The sequence below is a fragment of the Catellatospora chokoriensis genome (assembly GCF_011297315.1).
GTDB classification, from domain to species: domain Bacteria; phylum Actinomycetota; class Actinomycetes; order Mycobacteriales; family Micromonosporaceae; genus Catellatospora; species Catellatospora citrea.
Map to the genome: position 1 here is coordinate 258931 of NZ_JAAOTI010000012.1, position 18959 is coordinate 277889.

The following is an 18959-nucleotide window of genomic DNA, read 5'->3' on the forward strand; positions in this document are numbered from 1 at the left end:
TGATCAACGCAGAGTGGTAGCGAGAGCAGTATGACGTTCACTGAGGAAGGCGCGCGGCGTCGGGACCAGGCCGACCCGGGTCATCGGGACCTCTTCCTGGTCCCGCCGGCTGAGGGTGGGGCCTATTCGGAGACGGCCTACATGGCCGGGAACTCGCTCGGGTTGCAGCCGCGGGCCACCCGGGACGAGCTCCTGGGCGATCTCGACGCATGGGCGCGGCTCGGGGTGGAGGGGCATCTGGAGGCTGCGCGGCCTTGGCTGCCGTACCACGAGTTGCTGACCGAGCAGGCGGCGCGACTGGTGGGGGCGCTGCCCGCCGAGGCCGTGGTGATGAACTCGCTGACGGTCAACCTGCACCTGCTGATGGTGTCGTTCTACCGGCCGGCGGGGGCGCGCACCCGCATCGTGATCGAGGACGTGGCGTTCCCGTCCGACAGCTACGCTGTGCGCAGCCAGGCCCGCTTCCACGGCCTGGACCCCGACACCACCGTGGTACGCCTGCGCCCGCGCGCCGGGGAGGACACCCTGCGCACCGAGGACGTGCTGGCGTTCCTGCGCGCCGAGGGCGACACGGTCGCCCTGGTCATGCTCGGCGGGGTCAACTTCCTCACCGGTGAGCTGATGGACATCCCCGCGATCACCGCGGCGGGCCGGGCCGCGGGCGCGGTCGTCGGCTGGGACCTCGCGCACGCGGCGGGCAACGTGCCGCTGCGGCTGCACGAGTGGGACGTCGACTTCGCGGCCTGGTGCTCGTACAAGTACCTGAACTCCGGCCCCGGCGCGCTGGGCGGCGTCTTCGTGCACGAGCGGCACCTGGGCGACCCCGACCTGCCCCGCTTCGAGGGCTGGTGGAGCACGGAGGCGTCGACGCGGTTCGAGATGACGCCGACCTCGCGCCCGCCGGCCACGGTCGAGGCGTGGCAGATCTCCAACCCGCCGATCTTCGCGATGGGCCCGGTGCGCACCTCCCTCGACCTGTTCGACAAGATCGGTATGGACGCGCTGCGCGAGCGCAGCCTGCGGCTGACCGCATACCTGGAGAGCCTGCTCGACGAGGTGCTGCCGGGACGGCCGTTGCAGCAGGTCACGCCGCGCGACCCGGCGCGGCGGGGTTGCCAGCTGTCCGTGCGCACCACCGATCTGGGTGCGAACGAGCTGGCCCGGCGGCTGCGCCACGAGCACGGCGTGATCGCCGACGCGCGCCAGCCCGACATCGTGCGCTTCGCGCCGGTGCCGCTGTACTCGACCTATCACGACTGCTGGCGGGTGGCGCAAGCGCTCGCCGCGATCTTCCCGACCGACGCACCCCGGCAGGGCGCGGCGGCGACGCCGGAGGAGGAGCGATGACCACCGAGCCGAGGACCGGCGATTCCGGGACCGCCGCGAAGAACGTCGCCGTGGTCGGCGCGGGGTTGGCGGGCAGCCTGCTGGCCTGCTACCTGGCCCGCCGGGGCTACACCGTGACGATGTACGAGCGCCGCCCCGACCCGCGCACCGGCAAGGTGGAGCGCGGCCGCTCCATCAACCTGGCACTGTCCGAGCGGGGCCTGGACGCGCTGCGCCGCATCGACCTGGACCGCTCGGTGATGGCCGACGCGCTGCCGATGCGCGGCCGGATGATCCACCCGGTCGAGGGTGAGCCGGGCTTCCAGCCCTACAGCAGCGACGGCGAGCGGGCGATCAACTCGATCAGCCGCGGCGCGCTGAACAACGCCCTGCTGGAGGCGGCCACCGCGCTGCCGAACGTGACCGCGCACTTCGAACACCGTCTGGTCGGTCTGGACCCGAAGACCGGTGCGATGACGTTCGCGGTCGACGGGCGGGAGGAGACGGCGCAGGCCGACGTGGTCATCGGCACCGACGGCTTCAGCTCCGCGGTGCGCGGGCAGCTGCTCGCCCACACCGGCCTGACCGAGAGCCTGGACTTCCTGGAGCACGGCTACAAGGAGCTGACCATCCCGGCCCGCGACGGCGAGTTCGCGATGGACCCGGGCGCGCTGCACATCTGGCCGCGCGGCGCGTCGATGATGATCGCGCTGCCGAACCCCGACCGCTCCTTCACCTGCACCCTGTTCTGGCCGACCGGCGGCACCAACGCGTTCGCGTCGCTGAGCAGCCCGGCCGCGATCGAGAAGCACTTCGCGCAGGTGTACCCGGACGTGATCGAGCTGGCCCCGGACCTCGTCGACGACTACCTGCACAACCCGGTGGGCGTGCTGGGCACGGTGCGGTGCAGCCCGTGGCACGCGTACGGCCGGGTGGGCCTGCTCGGCGACGCCGCGCACGCCATCGTGCCGTTCTACGGCCAGGGCGCGAACTGCGCTTTCGAGGACGTCGTCGAGCTGGACCGCATCCTCGACGAGACCGGCGACGACTGGGACCGGGCGCTGCCCGAGTTCGAGGCGCGCCGCCGGGACAACACCGAGGCCATCGCGCAGATGGCGCTGGAGAACTTCGTGGAGATGCGCGACAAGGTCGCCTCCCCGGTGTTCCAGGCGCAGAAGAAGGTCGAGCACGCGCTGGAGCGGGCGCTGCCCGGCCGGTACGTGTCACGCTACGAGCTGGTGTCGTTCTCGACCACGCCGTACGCCCAGGTCCAGCGGCGGGTGCGCCGTCAGCAGCGGCTGCTGGCCGCGGCGGCGGGCGCGGCGGTGCTGGCCGTCGGGGCGCTGGCCGCGTTCGCCTTCCGGAAGGGCACTGGGGCATGAACTGGGATCCGATGCTGATGACCGGCCGTCCGGCCGGTGCGCCGGGGCTGCTGCGCAACTTCGTCGGCGGGACGTTCGTCTCGGCGGACAAGACGTTCGCGAAGGTGTCGCCGGTGACCGGCGAGAAGATCTTCGACGTCGCCGAGGCGGACGCGTCGACCGTGGACGCGGCCGTTGCCGCCGCCCGCACGGCCCTGCACGGGCCGTGGGGGCGGATGAGCGAGGGTGAGCGCGCGGCGGTGCTGCGCCGGGTCGCCGACGAGCTGGGGCGGCGCTTCGACGACCTGGTCACGGCCGAGGTCGCGGACACCGGCAAGAGCATCTCGCAGGCGCGTACCCTCGACATCCCGCGCGGCGCGGCCAACTTCCGGGCCTTCGCCGACATCGTGGCGACCGCGCCCACCGAGTCGTTCATGACCACGACGGCGGCCGGAGGCCGCGCACTGAACTACGCGGTACGCAAGCCGGTGGGCGTGGTCGCGATCATCGTGCCCTGGAACCTGCCGCTGCTGCTGCTCACCTGGAAGCTCGCCCCGGCACTGGCCTGCGGCAACGCGGTGATCGTGAAGCCGTCGGAGGAGACCCCGTCGTCGGCCACGCTGCTGGCCGAGGTGATGGCCGCCGCGGGCGTGCCCGAGGGCGTGTTCAACCTGGTCCACGGCTTCGGCCCGGACTCGGCGGGCGAGTTCCTGACCAAGCACCCGGGCGTGGACGCGATCACGTTCACCGGCGAGTCGGCCACCGGCAGCGCGATCATGCGCGCGGCGGCCGACGGGGTGAAGGCGGTCTCGTTCGAGCTGGGCGGCAAGAACGCCGGATTGGTCTTCCCGGACGCCGACCTGGACGCGGCGGTGGCCGGCTCGGTGCGGTCCAGCTTCACCAACGGCGGCCAGGTCTGCCTGTGCACCGAGCGGTTGTACGTGCACCGTTCGATCTTCGACGAGTTCGCCGACCGGCTCGCCAAGCAGGCCTCCGAGCTGGCCTTCGGCTGGCCGCACGAGGAGGCGACGGTGAACATGCCGCTGATCTCGCGGCAGCACCGGGACAAGGTGCTCGGCTACTACGACCTGGCCCGTGCCGAGGGCGCGACGGTGCTGGCCGGCGGTGGGGTGCCGAGCTTCGGCGACGCCCGCGACGGTGGCGCGTACGTGCAGCCGACGGTGCTGACCGGGCTGGCCCAGGACGCGCGGGTCAACCGCGAGGAGATCTTCGGACCGGTGTGCAGCCTGATGCCGTTCGACGACGAGGAGGAGGCGTACGCGCTCGCCAACGACAGCGCGTACGGCCTGGCGAGCACGGTGTGGACGCGGGACGTGGGCCGGGCGCACCGGGCCGGGTCGCGCCTGGACGCCGGGCTGGTCTGGGTGAACACCTGGTTCCTGCGCGACCTGCGCACCCCGTTCGGCGGGGTGAAGGCCTCGGGCGTGGGCCGCGAGGGCGGCGTGCACTCGCTGGCCTTCTACTCCGAACTGACCAACGTCTGCGTGGACCTGTCGTGACCGCCTCGGCCACGACACGAGAGGTGAGCATGAGCATCGGCAAGGAGACGCTGGACGAGGCGGTGCGGCTGCTGCGCGAGGCGCAGGAGACCCGCACCCCGTGCGCCCCGCTGCGCGAGCGGCTGCTGCCGGTCGGGGACGTGGCCTCGGCGTACGCGGTGCAGCGCGCGATGACCGCCGACGCGGTCGCGGCCGGACGGCGCGTCGTCGGCGCGAAGATCGGCCTGACCAACCCGGCCGTGCAGCGGCAGCTCGGCGTCGACCAGCCCGACTTCGGGGTGCTGTTCGCCGACATGGCCGCCTTCGACGGGGCAGAGGTCGACGTGACGCGCATCCTGCAGCCCAAGGTCGAGGCGGAGGTCGCCTTCGTGCTTGGCCGGGACCTGCCGTACGACCAGGTCACCGTGGCCGACGTGGTCCGGGCGACCGACTGCCTGCTGCCCGCCATCGAGATCGTCGGCTCGCGCATCGCGAACTGGGACATCTCCATCGTGGACACGGTCGCCGACAACGCCTCCAGCGCGATGTTCGTCCTCGGCAACCGCCCGGTGGCGCTGTCGGCCGTCGACCTGCGCCTGTGCGGCATGGTCCTGGAACACGAGGGCGAACCCGTCTCCGTCGGCGCGGGCGCGGCCTGCCTCGGCAACCCCCTGCACGCCGTCGCCTGGCTCGCCCAGACCATGGCCGCCGCAGGCACCCCGCTGCACGCGGGCGACGTGATCCTCTCCGGCGCCCTCGGCCCGATGGTCCCGGTCACCCCCGGCGCCGCCTACGAGGCCCGCATCTCCAACCTCGGCTCCGTCCGCACACGCTTCACCGCATGAACGGTTTGATCATGAACTTAAGGACGTGTTCGACGGCGTGTCACCACCTCGGCACCGTGATCAACGGGGCTCACGTGGTGGCCGTCGGCAAGGGAGGTACGTGGTGAAGGCCGGGGTGGCGGTCATCGGGTCGGGGAACATCGGGACCGACCTGATGATCAAGGTGTTGCGGTTGTCGGAGTCGCTCCGGATGGTGGCGATGGTGGGGATCGATCCGGAGTCCGATGGGCTGGCGCGGGCTGCGCGGCTCGGGGTGGCGACCACGGCCGAAGGTGTGGACGGGCTGGTGGCGATGCCGGAGTTCGCCGAGGTGGACGTGGTGTTCGACGCCACGTCGGCGGGGGCGCACCGGCGCAACGACGAGGTGCTGCGCCAGCACGGCAAGATCGTGATCGACCTGACCCCGGCCGCGCTCGGGCCGTACGTCGTGCCCACGGTCAACCTGGACGAGCACCTGGACCAGTCCAACGTCAACATGGTGACCTGCGGCGGGCAGGCGACGGTGCCGATCGTCGCGGCCGTGCACGCGGTGACGCCGGTGGCGTACGGCGAGATCGTCGCGTCCATCGCGTCGCGCTCGGCCGGTCCCGGCACCCGGGCCAACATCGACGAGTTCACCGAGACCACGGCCCGCGCCATCGAGGTCGTCGGCGGGGCGGCGCGCGGCAAGGCGATCATCGTGCTGAACCCGGCCGAGCCGCCGCTGCTCATGCGCGACACCGTGTACTGCCTGTGCGCGGACGCGGACGCCGACCGGGCCGCGATCGAGGCGTCGATCGAGGACATGGTCAAGCAGGTGCAGGGTTACGTGCCCGGTTACCGGCTCAAGCAGAAGGTGCAGTTCGACCGGGTGAGCGTGCCGATGCTGGCCGAACCGGCGCTGCAGGTCTCGGTGTTCCTGGAGGTCTCCGGGGCGGGGCACTACCTGCCCGAGTACGCCGGGAACCTGGACATCATGACCTCGGCCGCGCTGCGTACCGCGGAGCGCCTGGTCAGCAAGCGCGCGGAGGTGGCGGCGTGACCGAGGTCTACGTACAGGACGTGACCCTGCGCGACGGCATGCACGCCATCGGGCACCGGTACACCGTCGACCAGGTGCGGCAGATCGCCGCGGCCCTGGACGCCGCGGGCGTGGCCGCGATCGAGGTGGCGCACGGCGACGGCCTGGCCGGGTCCAGCGTCAACTACGGCCACGGCGCGGCCACCGACGCGGAGTGGATCGCCGCGGCCGCCGAGGTGATGACCCGGTCGAAGCTGACCACGCTGCTGCTGCCCGGCATCGGCACCATCGCCGACCTGAAGGCCGCCCGCGACCTCGGCGTGACCAGCGTGCGCATCGCCACGCACTGCACCGAGGCCGACATCTCGGCCCAGCACATCGGCTGGGCGCGCGACAACGGCATGGACGTCGCGGGCTTCCTGATGATGTCCCACATGAACGACCCGGCAGGACTCGCCAAGCAGGCCAAACTCATGGAGTCGTACGGCGCGCACTGCGTCTACGTCACCGACTCCGGCGGCCGGCTGCTGATGGGCGACGTCGCCGAGCGGGTCGACGCCTACCGGCAGGTGCTGGACGAGACCACGCAGGTCGGCATCCACGCCCACCACAACCTGTCGCTCGGCGTCGCCAACAGCGTGCTCGCCGTCGAGCACGGCGACCGTCCCGGCGTCCCGGTGCGCGTCGACGCGAGCCTGGCGGGCATGGGCGCGGGCGCGGGCAACGCGCCGCTGGAGGTCTTCGTCGCCACCGCGGAACTGATGGGCTGGCAGCACGGCTGCGACGTGTTCGCGCTGATGGACGCCGCCGACGACATCGTGCGGCCGCTGCAGGACCGCCCGGTGCAGGTCGACCGGGAGACCCTGTCACTGGGTTACGCGGGCGTCTACTCCAGCTTCCTGCGCCACGCCGAGCGCGCCTCGGCGAAGTACGGCGTGGACGTGCGCTCGATCCTGGTCGAGCTGGGCCGCCGCCGCATGGTCGGCGGCCAGGAGGACATGATCGTCGACGTGGCCCTGGACCTGGTCCAGGCAGCGGAGGGAAGCAAATGAGCGTCACTGAGATGGCCGTGCTGCTGGACGACGCGGCGGTCAGCGCTACCGCGATCCCGCAGCTCACCCTGGGCCACGAGCTGGACGTCGACGGTGCCTATGCCGTGCAGGAGGCGCTGATCGCGCGCCGCCTCGACCGGGGTCAGCGGCTGGTCGGCATCAAGATGGGACTGACCAGCCGGGCCAAGATGGCGCAGGTCGGCGTACACGAGGTGATCTGGGGACGGCTCACCGACGGGATGGCCGTGCCCGACAGCGGTCAGCTCAGCCTGGACGGCTTCATCCACCCGCGGATCGAGCCGGAGATCGCGTTCCTGCTGGGCGAGCACGGCATCGCCGCGGCCGCCCCTGCGCTGGAGATCATCGACTCCCGGTACGCAGACTTCCAGTTCACGCACGCCGACGTAGTCGCCGACAACACCTCCGGCGCGGCGTTCGTGATCGGCGCGTGGCAGCCCGTCCCGCCGGGCGTCGACAACCTCGGCGTGCTGCTGGAGGTCGACGGCAAGGTCGTCCAGGCGGGTTCGACCGCGGCGATCCTCGGCGACCCGCGCCGCGCGCTGACCGAGGGCCGCGCCCTGACCGCCCGCTACGGCGTCGCTCTGGAGCCCGGCTGGGTCTTCCTGGCCGGCGCGGCCACCGCCGCCGTCCCGCTCACCCCTGGCGCCCACGTGCGCGCCGTCGTCGAGGGCCTCGGCACCGCATCGCTGAAGGCAGCGGCATGAGCGGCGCGAAGGTGGTCGCGGGCAAGGCGACGCCGCGGGGGCGGTTTCCGCACGTGAAGGTCGCGGGCGGGTTCGCGTTCGTGAGCGGCACGTCGAGCCGGCGGCCGGACAACACCATCGCGGGTGCCTCGGTGGATGGGATGGGCACGACCAGTCTCGACATCCGCGAGCAGACCCGCGCGGTGATCGAGAACATCGGCGACATCCTGCGCTCGGTCGGCGCGGACCTGTCCGACCTGGTGCAGGTCACCACGTATCTGGTCAACATGAACGACTTCGGCGGGTACAACGAGGTGTACGGCGAGTTCTTCGACGCCACCGGACCCACCCGCACCACGGTCGCGGTGCACCAGCTCCCGCACCCGCACCTGCTGATCGAGATCCAGGCTGTCGCACTTTTGCCCGAAGGAGGATCGAAGTGACGGAGATTTCCGAGCCGGTGAGCTTTCCCGGCTGGATCGAGGACAACCAGCACCTGCTCAAGCCGCCGGTCGGCAACAAGCAGATGTTCCCGACGGGCGACGACTTCATCGTGATGGTCGTCGGCGGCCCGAACCAGCGCACGGACTTCCACGTGGACCCGTACGAGGAGTTCTTCTACCAGATCAAGGGCACCCTGCGGATCAACCTGATGACCCCGGACGGCCCGCGGACCATCACGGTGCCCGAGGGGCACATGTGGATGCTGCCCCGGCTCACGCCGCACTCGCCGCAGCGCGAGGCCGGCTCGATCGGCCTGGTCATGGAGCGGGTCCGCGAGGAGGGCACGCTGGAGAAGTTCCGCTGGTACTGCCCGAACTGCGACGAGATCGTGCACGAGGTGGAGCTGCAGGTGCGCGACATCGTCGCCGACCTGCCGCCGGTGTTCACCGCGTTCTACGACAGCGAGCAGGCCCGCACCTGCGACAAGTGCGGCACGCTGCACCCGGGCAAGGGCTGATGTCGCCCGTAGTCGACGTGCACACCCACGTCGTGCCGAAGGGCTGGCCGGAGCTGTCGGGCGAGTGCGGCGGCGACGGCTGGCCCTGGCTGCGGGTGGACTCCGAGCGCGCCGCGATGATCATGATCGGGGAGACCGAGTTCCGGCCCATCGGCGCGCAGTGCTGGGACGCGCCGACCCGGCTCGGGGACATGGCCGACGACGGGGTGGACATCCAGGTCGTCTCGCCCACCCCGGTGTTCTTCTCGTATGAGCGCCCGGCCGAGCAGGCCATGAAAGTGGCCCGGATCTTCAACGACCTGGCCCTGCAGGTCTGCGCGGACGGGGGAGACCGGCTGGTGCCGTTCTGCCAGGTGCCGCTGCAGGACCCGGACCTGGCCTGCGCCGAGCTCGACCGCAGCCTGGCCAACGGGCACGTCGGCGTCGAGATCGGCAACCACGTCGGCGACCGCGACCTCGACGACGCCGGCATCGTCCAGTTCCTGCAGCACTGCGCGCAGGTCGGGGCGCCGGTGTTCGTGCACCCGTGGGACATGCCGACCGGCCCGCGCCTGGACCGGTGGATGGCCCGCTGGCTCACCGGCATGCCCGCCGAGACCCACCTGTCGGTGCTGTCGATGATCCTCGGCGGGGTGTTCGACCAGGTCCCGGAGACGCTGCGGCTGTGCTTCGCGCACGGCGGCGGCAGCTTCCCGTTCTGGCTGGGCCGGGCCGACAACGCCTGGCACCGGCGCGGCGACGTGGTGCGCGGGCAGTCCGCGCTGCCGCCGAGCGAGTACACGCACCGCTTCTCGGTGGACACCGTGGTGTTCGACCCGGCCGCGCTGCGGCTGCTGGTGGACACGCTGGGGGAGGACCGGGTGCTGCTCGGCAGCGACTACCCGTACCCGCTGGGCGAGCGCCCGGTCGGCGCGGTGGTGCGCAAGTCCGACTTCCTCACCGAAGGCCAGCGCGCCAAGCTGCTCGGCGGCAACGCCCTGGCGTTCCTGGGCAGGGCGGCATGAGCGAGGAGCGGGCATGACCGAGGACCGTTCGGTGCTCAGCCGGTCGGCCACCGCGCCGGATCTCGTCCTGCGCTACGGCCCGCGGCCCGAGCACGTCGCCGACGCCTGGTGCGGCGACGCCCGTGCCGCGGCCCGGCCGCTGGTCGTGATCGTGCACGGCGGATTCTGGCGGCCGGAGTATGACCGTGCCCACACCCGTCCGATGGCCGCCGCCATCCGCGACGCGGGCTGGACGGTCGTGTCGACCGAGTACCGCCGGGTGCCCGGCGATCCGGACGCCACCGTGCGCGACGTCGCCGAGGCGCTCGCCGTCGTGCCGGGTGAGCTGGGCGGACACGACGGGCGGGTGATCGCGGTCGGCCACTCGGCCGGCGGGCACCTGGTGCTGTGGGCGGCGATCGCCGCGCCGGCCCCCCAGCAGGTCGGCACGCTGGCCCTGGGGCCCGTGGCGGACCTCCGGCTGGCCCAGGAACTCGACCTCGACGGCGGGGCGGTCGTCGATTTCCTGGGCGCGGACGCATCGACCCGCGAGGATCTCGATCCGGTCCGGCTGCCCGCCCCGACCAGCCCGACGGTGCTGGTCCACGGCGTGCGGGACGCGATCGTGCCGATCACGCTGGCCGAGGCGTACGCCGTCGCGCAGCCGGGCAGCCGGCTCGTCGCGGTGCCCGGCGCGGCCCACTACGCGGTCATCGACCCGCTGTCGGCGGCCTGGCCCACGGTGCTCGCCGAGCTGTCGCGGCTGGGTGACTGAGACGGCACGCGACCACCCCTGAGCAGGTGGCCGCGTCCTCTCCGCTAGCGTTGAGACGTTAATCAGGACTCGAGCCGGGGGGCTTCACGGTGTCCACGCCAGATCTATCTGATCTACTGATCTACGCAGGCATCCCGCTCGCGGTGATCGGGATCATCTTTGCACTGGTCTATGCGGCCGGTGGCCGCAACGCCAAGCGGTACCGGCCCGGTCGGCCGTACGAGTTCGCGCCGGTGTGGTTCCTCGCCCGGCCCGAATCGGACGGCCCGGAGGCGCACCACGCGGCGCTCGACGCGGCCGCGCGTGCGGAGCTGACCGCGGCCGGCGACATCACGCCGGTCGTGGACGTGACAGGGGGCGCAAGTGACCGCTGGTGACCACTACGCAGTGTCCAGCCCGGCGGTGCTCGACGGGCCGTTCACGACCCGCCAGCTGCTGCGGCTCGACGACGCGCTGCGCAAGGCCGACGAGAACAGCGGCCTGACCTTCAGCGTGTACGTGGGCGAGGTCAGCGAGCCGGTGCGCGAGGGCGCCGAGCTGCTGCACGCCCGCCTGGCCAACCCGGCGGAGTCGGTGCTCATCGCCGTCGCCCCGGGCCAGCGCCAGCTGGAGATCGTGACCGGGTCGCAGGCCCGCAAGCGCCTGTCGGACCGCGACTGCAAGCTGGCCGCGCTGTCCATGGCGGCCTCGTTCGGCGGGGGAGACCTGGCCGGCGGCCTCGTCAGCGGCCTGGCCCAGCTCACCGGCCTGGCCGGCAAGCACACCCTGTGACCTGACGGGCATAGAGACGCGGGAAGGGGCCGGACGCATCGCGTCCGGCCCCTTCCGTATCCGCTCAGGAGGCTGCGGCGTCCTTGGCGCGGGCCTTGAGGGCGCGCACCACCCGGTCGTTGCCCTCGGCCATGAGGCGGCGCAGCGGGGCCGGGTGGCCCTCCTCCGCCAGCCATGCCTGCGCCGCCGACACGGTCTGCGGCGACACGTCGAGCACCGGGTAGGCCAGCACCACGAACTCCTGGGCCGGCTCGCTGTCGCGGGCCGCCCACACGCCCGCGACGTCGGCGAAGAAACGCGACGTGTACGGCGCGGTCAGCTCCGCCTGGGCCGGGTGCTGGAAGCCCTGGATCAGCGCCCGGTTGCGCCAGTTGGGCAGCGCCGTCGGGCCGGTCAGCTCCGTCCACACCGCGGCCTTGTTGTCCGGCGTCGGGATCAGCGCGTACGCGAGCGCGGCGCCGATGTCGCCGGAGGCGGTGCGGTCGGCGTCGTGCTCGGCCTGGATGACCGCCGGGTCGACGCCGCCGTTCGCCACCAGGCACTGCACCAGCTGCCAGCGCAGCTCACCGGCGATGGCGATGCCCTGCGGCACCCCGGTGCCGGTCAGCCAGCCCTGCAGGGTGGCCAGGTCGGTGCTGCCGCGGGCGGCGCTGATGAAGGCACGCGTCCAGGCGAGCTGGAAGCCGCTGCCGGGCTCGGCGACGGCCAGCGCGGCCTTGGCGGTGTCGGCCAGCTTCGCCCAGCCCGCCGGCGCCCAGGCCGGGTCGGCGTACTGGGTGAGCACCAGCTGGACCTGGCGCAGCGTGGAGGTGACCAGGTTGATGTCGCGTTCACCGGGCAGCGCGTTGGTGACCAGGGCGACGTAGTCGCGGGCGGGCAGCTCCGCGTCGCGGACCATGTCCCACGCGGCGGCCCAGCACAGCGCGCGGGCCAGCGAGGAGTCGAAGCCGCTCAGGTTGCCGACCACGGTCGCCAGCGAGCGCTCGTCCAGCCGCAGCTTGGTGTACGTGAGGTCGTCGTCGTTGAGCAGCAGCACGTCGGCGGCCTTCTTGCCGGCCAGCTCCGCGAGCACCGTCTCCGCGCCCGCGACGTCGGTCTCGATCCGCTCGCGGCGCACCAGGCTGCCGTCGACGAGGTCGTACAGGCCGACGGCCAGGTGGTGCGGGCGCAGCGTCGGGTGGCTCTCCGGCGCGGTCTGCAGCACCGTCACCTGCCGGTACGTGCCGTCCTTGGCGATCTCCACCACCGGGCGCAGCGTGTTGACCTGAGCGGTCTCCAGCCAGGCCTTGGCGAACCCGCGCAGCTCGCGGCCGGAGGCCGCCTCCAGCGCCGAGAGCAGGTCGCCGAAGGTGGCGTTGCCCCAGGCGTGCTGCTTGAAGTACGAGCGCAGGCCGGTGACGAACGCGTCGATGCCGACGTACGCCACGAGCTGCTTGATCACGCTGGCGCCCTTGGCGTACGTGATGCCGTCGAAGTTGACCTCGACCGCGTCCACGTCGGGCATGTCGCAGTAGACCGGGTGCGTGCTGGACAGCTGGTCCTGGCCGTAGCCCCAGTTCTTGCGCACGGACAGGAACGTGGTCCAGGCGTCGGAGAAGCGGGTCGCCTCGGCGTTGCACCAGTGCGAGGCCCACTCGGCGAACGACTCGTTCAGCCACAGGTCGTCCCACCAGCGCATGGTGACCAGGTCGCCGAACCACATGTGGGCCAGCTCGTGCAGGATCGTGTTGGCGCGCTGCTCGCGCTCGTAGTCGGTGACCTCGCTGCGGAAGACGTAGGAGGCGTCGGCGTGGGTGACGCAGCCGAAGTTCTCCATGGCGCCCGCGTTGAACTCGGGCACCCACAGCTGGTCGTACTTGGGCAGCGGGTAGCGCACGCCGAACTGGGCCTGGAAGAAGTCGAAGCCCTGCTTGGTGATCTCGAACAGCTCGTCGGCCTCGAGATACTCGGCCATCGACGCGCGGCAGAAGACGCCCATGTCGACGCCGTCGTGCGTGGTCCGCACCTCGTGGTACGGCCCGGCGCACAGCGCGGTGACGTACGTCGACATGCGGGCCGACTGCTCGAAGTGGACGGTCTTGCCGGAGCCCTCGGTGGTGACCGACGCGACCGGCGCGTTGGAGACGACCTTCCAGTGCTTGGGCACCACGGCGTGCCAGGTGTAGACCGACTTCAGATCCGGCTGGTCGAAACAGGCGAAGACCTTCTGGGCGTCCGCGGTCTCGAACTGGCTGTAGAGGTAGACCTCCTTGTCCGCGGGGTCGACCGCGCGGTGCAGGCCCTGGCCCTGCTGCGAGAACGGGAAGTCCGCCTCGACCACGAGCGTGTTCTGCTCGGCCAGCTGCGGCAGCACCAGCCCGGTCTCGGCCGTCCAGGCGCTGGTGTCCAGCGCCACGCCGTTCAGCTCGGCCCGAGCGATCTTGCTGGCGGCGACCTCGATGAAGGTGCCCGCACCGGGCGTCGCGGCGGTGAACTTCACCGTCGTCACGCTGCGGAAGGTGCCGTCGCCGGGGTTGCCGGCCCCGTCGGTGAGGTCCAGCGAGACGTCGTACGAGTTGACGTCCAGCAGCCGGGCCCTGTCGGCGGCCTCGGCCTGGGAGAGATTGCGCGTACCGGTCACGGCGTGTTAACTCCTGTCGGCTGCGGTCGTGAGCAGCATGTAGGGCAGTGTCGCTGCCCAGAGCAGTCTTTCATCACGTCCCGGGTGAGGGCGCGAAGTAACTGTTTCACATTGTGTCCCAGGGGCGTGGCTAAGGTCACGCGCCGGAGTGAAACCGCCGCGTCATGATTCACCACATGACCCCTGTTAGCGAAACCCCCTCCTCGGTCGGCATGTGGTTCGACCCGCTCTGCCCGTGGGCCTGGATGACCTCGCGCTGGCTGCTGGAGGTCGAGAAGGTCCGCCCGGTGACGGTGGACTTCCACGTGATGAGCCTGTCCGTGCTCAACCAGGGCCGCGACCTGCCCGAGCAGTACCAGGAACTGATGGCGAAGGGCTGGGGCCCGGTGCGGGTGTGCATCGCCGCCGCCCGCAAGTACGGCGACCACGTCCTGCGCGACCTCTACACCGCGCTGGGCACCCGCATCCACCTGGGCAAGGAGGAGCTGGGGCCGGAGCTGTACGCGGCCGCGCTCACCGACGCCGGGCTCGACCCCGCGCTGGCCGCGGCCGCCGCCGAGACCGTGCACGACGACCTGCTGGTGGAGAGCCACAACGCGGGCATGAAGCCGGTCGGCACCGACGTGGGCACCCCGGTGATCCACGCGCCCGGCCCGGACGGGGAGCGGATCGCGTTCTTCGGCCCCGTGGTGACGCCCGCGCCCAAGGGCGAGGCCGCCGGACGGCTCTGGGACGGCGTGCTGCTGGTGGCCGGGACCCCCGGCTTCTACGAGCTCAAGCGCAGCCGCGACCTCGGTCCGATCTTCGACTGATCCCGGCCGACTGGCCGACCGCGCAGGGCTGTCCTTTCCGCCCGCCCGCTCGTTGGTGAGATGGACCACTTCACCATTTCACCGACGAGTCGGGAGAACAGACATGGCGGACGTCGCCGCGGACCCCTGGCGCCTTCCCACACCGGCCCAGGCCGTCGCGGACAGCCTGGGCACCTCGTACCTCAGCGTCGAGGAGAGCAGGTGGGCGATCTGGCAGCCGAACCTGCCCGCCGAGATCGCCGCGTTCCTCGCCGAGCCGGTCCTGGTCGGCGCGTCGCCCGCCGGCTTCGTGGTCGCCCGGCGCGGCTGAGCCCGGCACCCGTCGACGACCGCCCGCACGGACCCGCGCCGTGCGGGCGTCGTGCTGTCCGGACTCCGGGGCGGGCCACGCCACGCCGCCCGCCGCCGCGCGGGGCCACACCGTCCCAGCCGGTGGACGGCGGTAGCGTGAGCAGCCGTGACAGTCGTACACCCGATCCACACGGCCTGGCTCACCACGGGAGCCACCGGCGCGCAGAACTACGACGAGTTCGCCGACGACGCCGAGATCACCGAGATCATCACCGCCAACCCGCGTAGCGCGCTCGCCGTCGAGATGCCGCACCGGGCGCCGGACAGCCTGGGCAAGTCCTTCGCGGACGCGCTGCCCGACGCGGTGGCGCGGCTGGCGCAGGCCAAGGACGCCGGAGCCTACGCCGCCGCGCAGGACGTGGTCGTGCTCTACGCGATCACCGCCCCGGACGGCGCGGCCGCGTACGGCCTCTGGTGCATGGTCGACACCGACCAGATCTCGACCAGCGCCGACGAGCCGGGCCTGGTCATCCGCAACGAGGACGTCTTCCTGGAGAAGGTGCGCGAGCGGGTGGCGCTCGCCCAGGCGCTGGGCCACCTGCTGTCGCCGGTGCTGCTGCTGCAGACCGGTCGCGGCACGGAGCTGCACGCGGCGCTGGCCGAGGCGGTCGCCCAGGCGGGCGAGCCCGCCGCCACGGACGTGGACCCGTCGGGGCGTACCCACGCGATCTGGCCGCTGCCCCCGGGCCCGCAGGCGGACGCGCTGCGCGCCCTGGCCGGTGGCGGCGACCTGGTCGTCGCCGACGGCAACCACCGCAGCCTGGCCGCGCAGACCGGCGGCTTCGCCCGCTTCCTCGCCGTGGTGACCACGCCGGAGTCGGTGGCGATCCAGCCCTACAACCGCCTGGTGCACAAGCTCGACATCACCGTCGAGGAGCTGCTGACCCGGCTGGAGAAGGCCGGCGCGCAGGTCGGCGAGGGCACCCCGGACGTGCCCGCCACCGGCGGCGTGATCCACCTCTACGCGGGCGGCCGCTCCTACGCGGTCACCCTGCCCCGCGACCCCGCCGGGTCCGTCGTGGACAACATCGACCACGCCCTGGTCGAGCGGGTCCTGTTCGGTGAGGCGCTGGACCTGGAGCCCGGCGACAAGCGCATCACCTACGTCGGTGGCGACTATCCGGCGGCCTGGCTGACCGGTGAGGTCGACGCCGGCCGGGCCGCGCTCGCGGTGCTCATCGCCCCGGTCACCGTCGACGACTTCGTCGAGGTGAACCTGGCCCGCCAGAAGATGCCCCGCAAGAGCACCTGGTTCACCCCCAAGGCCCGCGCCGGCCTGGTCGTGGCCCAGCTCTGACGAAGGAAGGGCACCTTCACATCGTTATACGATGTAGAAGGTGCCCTTCTTAACGCTCTACCCGCGCTGAGCAGCGTGCCCGAGCCATGATCGTCCGACTTGCCGGGCATCTGTGCGTATCTTGAGGCCGTATTCGCCCACCTGCCTGGCAAGTCGAAAGACCTTGGTGCGGACCGCGCCCTGCTCGGCTGCGGCGGCAAGCGGGTCCGCCGCACGGCGGCCCGGCTCGGCTGGCAGACTTTGACCATGCGCGTTTACCTCGCGGCGGACCACGCCGGTTTCGAACTGAAGGCCCACCTGGTCACCGAGCTGCAGGCCAAGGGATACGACGTGGTCGACGTCGGCGCGCACGCCTACGACGCCGAGGACGACTACCCCTCGTTCTGCCTGCACGCCGGGCACCGGGTGGTCACGGATCCGGGCAGCCTGGGCGTGGTGATCGGCGGTTCCGGCAACGGGGAGCAGATCGCCGCCAACAAGATCGCGGGCGTACGCGCCGCGCTGGCCTGGAACATCGACACGGCCACCCTGTCCCGGCAGCACAACGACGCCAACGTCGTCGGCATCGGCGCCCGCCAGCACACGCTGGAGGAGGCGACCGCGATCGTGGAGGCGTTCCTCAGCACCCCCTTCTCGCAGGCCGAGCGGCACGCCCGGCGCATCGAGGAGGTCGCCGTCTACGAGAAGACCGGCGAGCTGCCGCCCCTGCCGAACTGACGGATCTCCGACTTTTCCCGGCTGATTCCGGCGGCGTCAGCGCAGCGGGTCGCGCGGCACCCAACCACGGCGGACGATCTCCAGCTCGGCCTCGGCGCGAGCCAGGTCGTCGGCCGTGGGCCGGGCGGCGTCCCGCGCCCGCAGCGCCGCGGACAGGCTGATCTGCGACGCCCCGGGCCCGATCAGGCCCCGCAGGCCGCGTTCGAGGTCGTGGTCGTCATCGTCGTCGGAGCGGCCACGATGCCTGCGACGCTCGTATTCCTGCATCCCGCCAGGCTAGTCGGTCGGCCTGGGCGGCCGCGATACTCGACTGGCGGTGTCGTGCGCGGCGGCTAGCATGTGCGGCGTGACTGAGGGGACCGATCCGACGCAGGAACTGCGCTTCGACCGTACGCAGGAGATCCCGACCGAGGCGTTGCAGACCCAGCAGCCCGCGCCGGGGCAGAAGGACTTCAAGACGGGTGTGGCAGCGGTGCCCGCCCAGCGCCAGGTGGAGCACACGGTCTCCTTCGAGCCGACGCTCGCGCCGGGGCAGATCGTCACCTCGGGCCACCTCAAGCGCCCTGACGTGCCGTTCGGCGTGCGCATGCGGCAGCTGAAGGCGGGCGGCCGGTGGAGCGTGGCGGGCGCGATCTTCCTGCTGGTGTCCTGGGGCCTGTGGGCCGCCTCGGCGGGAGCCGACAGCGATCACGCCTCGGCCACCCTGGCCCTGTTCCTCATCGTCCTGGTCGGGGTCGGCCTGTTCGCGCTGTGCCGCCTCGTCGGCGGGGTGGTGCTGGAGAAGATCATGGGCCGGTCCCGGCGCAGCGCCTGGCTGTCCCACGCCGTGATCGGCGTCTTCCTGGTCGTCGCCGGCGCGCAGTACCTGCGCTCCATCAGCTGGGTCGTGGACGCCTGGAACTTCCTGCGCGGCGTTCGCTGACGTCGGTCTTCTGAAGATCGCCGTTTCGGGTGAGGATCCGCGGTTCGACCGCGGCTCCCGGCCGGAGCGGCGATCTTCGTATTTGCGGCTTGGTGTCAATCGGGATGAAATAGGGTGAACCAGCTCTATCGAGTTCGACCGGACGCGGGGGAGGGCGGGGTGAGACTCCGGTATCCGTTGGCCGCGGCACTGGGCGTGCTGGTGATCGGCGGCGGGATGGCGCTCGGCCGGGGACTGCTCGCCGAGCCCGTCGCCACCGCGAACGCGGGCACGGTCACCGCCTCCGCGACGCCCTCGGGCACCGCTGCCTCCACGCCCGCCGCGGTCGTCCCCGGCCTCGCGCCGTTCGTCGGCACCTGGCGGGTGCACGGGGCCGAGCTGACCATCAAGCCCGACGGCACGGCCGGCGAACGCATCCAGCTCGGCCCGTGCCGCGGCATCTCGGTCCCGGTCCGCTGCACCGCCGAGGCGACGCTCAAGGTGGACCTGAGCCCAGGTGCGCCGCACCTGATCTACACCGGGTTCCGCTACACCGGCGACGACGGCGCCACCGTCGTGCCGGACAGCCTCGAAGGCCTGCCCCGCGTCGGCGACGGGTACCGGGTGCGGCTGTTCGCTCCCGGCGTGATCGAACTGATCCCGCTCACCGAGCACCTGCGCCAGATCCTCGGTTCGCCCTACCGCTGCAACGCGGCCGCCGACGAGTACGCCCACCAGCGTCTCTGCAACGCCTGACGAGGTGTGCGCTCGTACACGGAAAAGGCCCAGGCCCGGCGAACCGCCGATGACCTGGGCCTTCTTCTATGGAGCGGGCGACGAGAATCGAACTCGCGTAGTCAGTTTGGAAGACCGCCAAGGACGGCCCGCGATGCCTGAAACGCCCGGTCGTCACCGCCGGGCCTCTGACCACTGGTGCCCGCTTGTGACCGTATGAGGTCTCTCCATCTGGCACGCCGCTGGCAC

General features: G+C 71.8%; 21 protein-coding genes and 1 tRNA gene. 19 read left to right on the forward strand and 3 right to left on the reverse strand.

Annotated features, from left to right (window positions below; translation table 11 throughout):
- The first annotated feature begins 30 nt into the window (after positions 1 to 30).
- The 13 genes from kynU to HAV39_RS20055 all read left to right on the forward strand — a co-directional run bounded on the left by kynU (position 31) and on the right by HAV39_RS20055 (position 11277).
- Positions 31 to 1347, forward strand: coding sequence for a kynureninase (kynU, locus tag HAV39_RS19995; RefSeq protein WP_191840698.1), 1317 nt, complete (start codon positions 31 to 33; stop codon positions 1345 to 1347).
- Entirely contained in the window at positions 1344 to 2708 is a 1365-nt protein-coding gene (locus HAV39_RS20000; protein WP_191840699.1) for an FAD-dependent oxidoreductase, read from the forward strand. The genes kynU and HAV39_RS20000 overlap by 4 nt, the downstream gene beginning before the upstream one ends.
- Entirely contained in the window at positions 2705 to 4207 is a 1503-nt protein-coding gene (locus HAV39_RS20005; protein ID WP_373311867.1) for a 2-hydroxymuconic semialdehyde dehydrogenase, read from the forward strand. Before HAV39_RS20000 ends, HAV39_RS20005 begins: the two co-directional genes overlap by 4 nt.
- Positions 4208 to 4236: 29 nt before the next feature.
- Positions 4237 to 5031: a 2-keto-4-pentenoate hydratase gene (locus HAV39_RS20010; RefSeq protein WP_191840700.1), complete on the forward strand. Its 795-nt coding sequence runs from the start codon at positions 4237 to 4239 to the stop codon at positions 5029 to 5031.
- A gap of 103 nt (positions 5032 to 5134) precedes the next feature.
- A complete protein-coding gene (locus HAV39_RS20015; protein WP_191840701.1) occupies positions 5135 to 6052 on the forward strand; it encodes an acetaldehyde dehydrogenase (acetylating) in 918 nt (305 codons plus the stop codon).
- Positions 6049 to 7083, forward strand: coding sequence for a 4-hydroxy-2-oxovalerate aldolase (dmpG, locus tag HAV39_RS20020; protein WP_191840702.1), 1035 nt, complete (start codon positions 6049 to 6051; stop codon positions 7081 to 7083). The genes HAV39_RS20015 and dmpG overlap by 4 nt, the downstream gene beginning before the upstream one ends.
- On the forward strand, positions 7080 to 7808 hold the full coding sequence (locus tag HAV39_RS20025; RefSeq protein WP_191840703.1) for a 2-keto-4-pentenoate hydratase: 729 nt from the start codon (positions 7080 to 7082) through the stop codon (positions 7806 to 7808). The genes dmpG and HAV39_RS20025 overlap by 4 nt, the downstream gene beginning before the upstream one ends.
- The gene (locus HAV39_RS20030) at positions 7805 to 8230 is read left to right on the forward strand and encodes a RidA family protein (RefSeq protein ID WP_191840704.1); all 426 of its coding nucleotides are present in this window, start codon (positions 7805 to 7807) and stop codon (positions 8228 to 8230) included. The genes HAV39_RS20025 and HAV39_RS20030 overlap by 4 nt, the downstream gene beginning before the upstream one ends.
- The gene (locus HAV39_RS20035; RefSeq protein WP_191840705.1) at positions 8227 to 8748 is read left to right on the forward strand and encodes a 3-hydroxyanthranilate 3,4-dioxygenase; all 522 of its coding nucleotides are present in this window, start codon (positions 8227 to 8229) and stop codon (positions 8746 to 8748) included. The genes HAV39_RS20030 and HAV39_RS20035 overlap by 4 nt, the downstream gene beginning before the upstream one ends.
- Positions 8745 to 9752, forward strand: coding sequence for an amidohydrolase family protein (locus tag HAV39_RS20040; protein ID WP_191840747.1), 1008 nt, complete (start codon positions 8745 to 8747; stop codon positions 9750 to 9752). Before HAV39_RS20035 ends, HAV39_RS20040 begins: the two co-directional genes overlap by 4 nt.
- A 13-nt stretch (positions 9753 to 9765) precedes the next feature.
- Complete coding sequence (locus tag HAV39_RS20045) at positions 9766 to 10506, forward strand: alpha/beta hydrolase (RefSeq protein WP_191840706.1); 741 nt, start codon at positions 9766 to 9768, stop codon at positions 10504 to 10506.
- 89 nt (positions 10507 to 10595) lie between these two features.
- A complete protein-coding gene (ctaJ, locus tag HAV39_RS20050) occupies positions 10596 to 10883 on the forward strand; it encodes an aa3-type cytochrome oxidase subunit CtaJ (RefSeq protein WP_191840707.1) in 288 nt (95 codons plus the stop codon).
- Positions 10870 to 11277, forward strand: a complete 408-nt coding sequence (locus tag HAV39_RS20055) for a DUF5130 family protein (protein ID WP_191840708.1) — start codon at positions 10870 to 10872, stop codon at positions 11275 to 11277. The genes ctaJ and HAV39_RS20055 overlap by 14 nt, the downstream gene beginning before the upstream one ends.
- 64 nt (positions 11278 to 11341) lie before the next feature.
- Here HAV39_RS20055 and pepN read toward each other — a convergent pair whose 3' ends face one another.
- Positions 11342 to 13897: an aminopeptidase N gene (gene pepN, locus HAV39_RS20060; protein ID WP_191840709.1), complete on the reverse strand. Its 2556-nt coding sequence runs from the start codon at positions 13895 to 13897 to the stop codon at positions 11342 to 11344.
- A gap of 176 nt (positions 13898 to 14073) precedes the next feature.
- Between pepN and HAV39_RS20065 the strand changes: the two genes are divergently transcribed.
- From HAV39_RS20065 to HAV39_RS20080, 4 genes are all read left to right on the forward strand, one after another.
- The gene (locus HAV39_RS20065) at positions 14074 to 14709 is read left to right on the forward strand and encodes a mycothiol-dependent nitroreductase Rv2466c family protein (protein ID WP_120316554.1); all 636 of its coding nucleotides are present in this window, start codon (positions 14074 to 14076) and stop codon (positions 14707 to 14709) included.
- 103 nt (positions 14710 to 14812) lie between these two features.
- A complete protein-coding gene (locus HAV39_RS20070) occupies positions 14813 to 15019 on the forward strand; it encodes a hypothetical protein (protein WP_191840710.1) in 207 nt (68 codons plus the stop codon).
- Positions 15020 to 15166: 147 nt separating this feature from the next.
- Positions 15167 to 16357 (forward strand): DUF1015 family protein, encoded by a 1191-nt coding sequence (locus HAV39_RS20075; protein ID WP_191840711.1) that lies wholly within the window; start codon positions 15167 to 15169, stop codon positions 16355 to 16357.
- A 246-nt stretch (positions 16358 to 16603) separates the two neighbouring features.
- Positions 16604 to 17074 (forward strand): ribose-5-phosphate isomerase, encoded by a 471-nt coding sequence (locus HAV39_RS20080; RefSeq protein WP_191840712.1) that lies wholly within the window; start codon positions 16604 to 16606, stop codon positions 17072 to 17074.
- A gap of 36 nt (positions 17075 to 17110) precedes the next feature.
- Here HAV39_RS20080 and HAV39_RS20085 read toward each other — a convergent pair whose 3' ends face one another.
- Positions 17111 to 17341, reverse strand: coding sequence for a hypothetical protein (locus HAV39_RS20085; RefSeq protein ID WP_144121103.1), 231 nt, complete (start codon positions 17339 to 17341; stop codon positions 17111 to 17113).
- Positions 17342 to 17420: 79 nt separating this feature from the next.
- Between HAV39_RS20085 and HAV39_RS20090 the strand changes: the two genes are divergently transcribed.
- Both HAV39_RS20090 and HAV39_RS20095 read left to right on the forward strand, forming a co-directional pair.
- Positions 17421 to 17996, forward strand: coding sequence for a hypothetical protein (locus HAV39_RS20090; RefSeq protein WP_191840713.1), 576 nt, complete (start codon positions 17421 to 17423; stop codon positions 17994 to 17996).
- A gap of 159 nt (positions 17997 to 18155) precedes the next feature.
- Positions 18156 to 18731, forward strand: a complete 576-nt coding sequence (locus HAV39_RS20095; protein ID WP_191840714.1) for a hypothetical protein — start codon at positions 18156 to 18158, stop codon at positions 18729 to 18731.
- Between the two features lie 69 nt (positions 18732 to 18800).
- On the opposite strand, the gene HAV39_RS20100 is transcribed toward HAV39_RS20095, so the two are convergent.
- Positions 18801 to 18916: transfer RNA gene (locus tag HAV39_RS20100), tRNA-Gly, on the reverse strand.
- Positions 18917 to 18959 lie beyond the last annotated feature (43 nt).

Coding starts and splice junctions, on each gene's coding strand:
- kynU (WP_191840698.1), top strand. CDS start 31: ATGACGTTCACTGAGGAAGGCGCGCGGCGTCGGGACCAGGCCGACCCG.
- HAV39_RS20000 (WP_191840699.1), top strand. CDS start 1,344: ATGACCACCGAGCCGAGGACCGGCGATTCCGGGACCGCCGCGAAGAAC.
- HAV39_RS20005 (WP_373311867.1), top strand. CDS start 2,705: ATGAACTGGGATCCGATGCTGATGACCGGCCGTCCGGCCGGTGCGCCG.
- HAV39_RS20010 (WP_191840700.1), top strand. CDS start 4,237: ATGAGCATCGGCAAGGAGACGCTGGACGAGGCGGTGCGGCTGCTGCGC.
- HAV39_RS20025 (WP_191840703.1), top strand. CDS start 7,080: ATGAGCGTCACTGAGATGGCCGTGCTGCTGGACGACGCGGCGGTCAGC.
- HAV39_RS20030 (WP_191840704.1), top strand. CDS start 7,805: ATGAGCGGCGCGAAGGTGGTCGCGGGCAAGGCGACGCCGCGGGGGCGG.
- HAV39_RS20045 (WP_191840706.1), top strand. CDS start 9,766: ATGACCGAGGACCGTTCGGTGCTCAGCCGGTCGGCCACCGCGCCGGAT.
- HAV39_RS20065 (WP_120316554.1), top strand. CDS start 14,074: ATGACCCCTGTTAGCGAAACCCCCTCCTCGGTCGGCATGTGGTTCGAC.
- HAV39_RS20070 (WP_191840710.1), top strand. CDS start 14,813: ATGGCGGACGTCGCCGCGGACCCCTGGCGCCTTCCCACACCGGCCCAG.
- HAV39_RS20080 (WP_191840712.1), top strand. CDS start 16,604: ATGCGCGTTTACCTCGCGGCGGACCACGCCGGTTTCGAACTGAAGGCC.
- HAV39_RS20085 (WP_144121103.1), bottom strand. CDS start 17,341: ATGCAGGAATACGAGCGTCGCAGGCATCGTGGCCGCTCCGACGACGAT.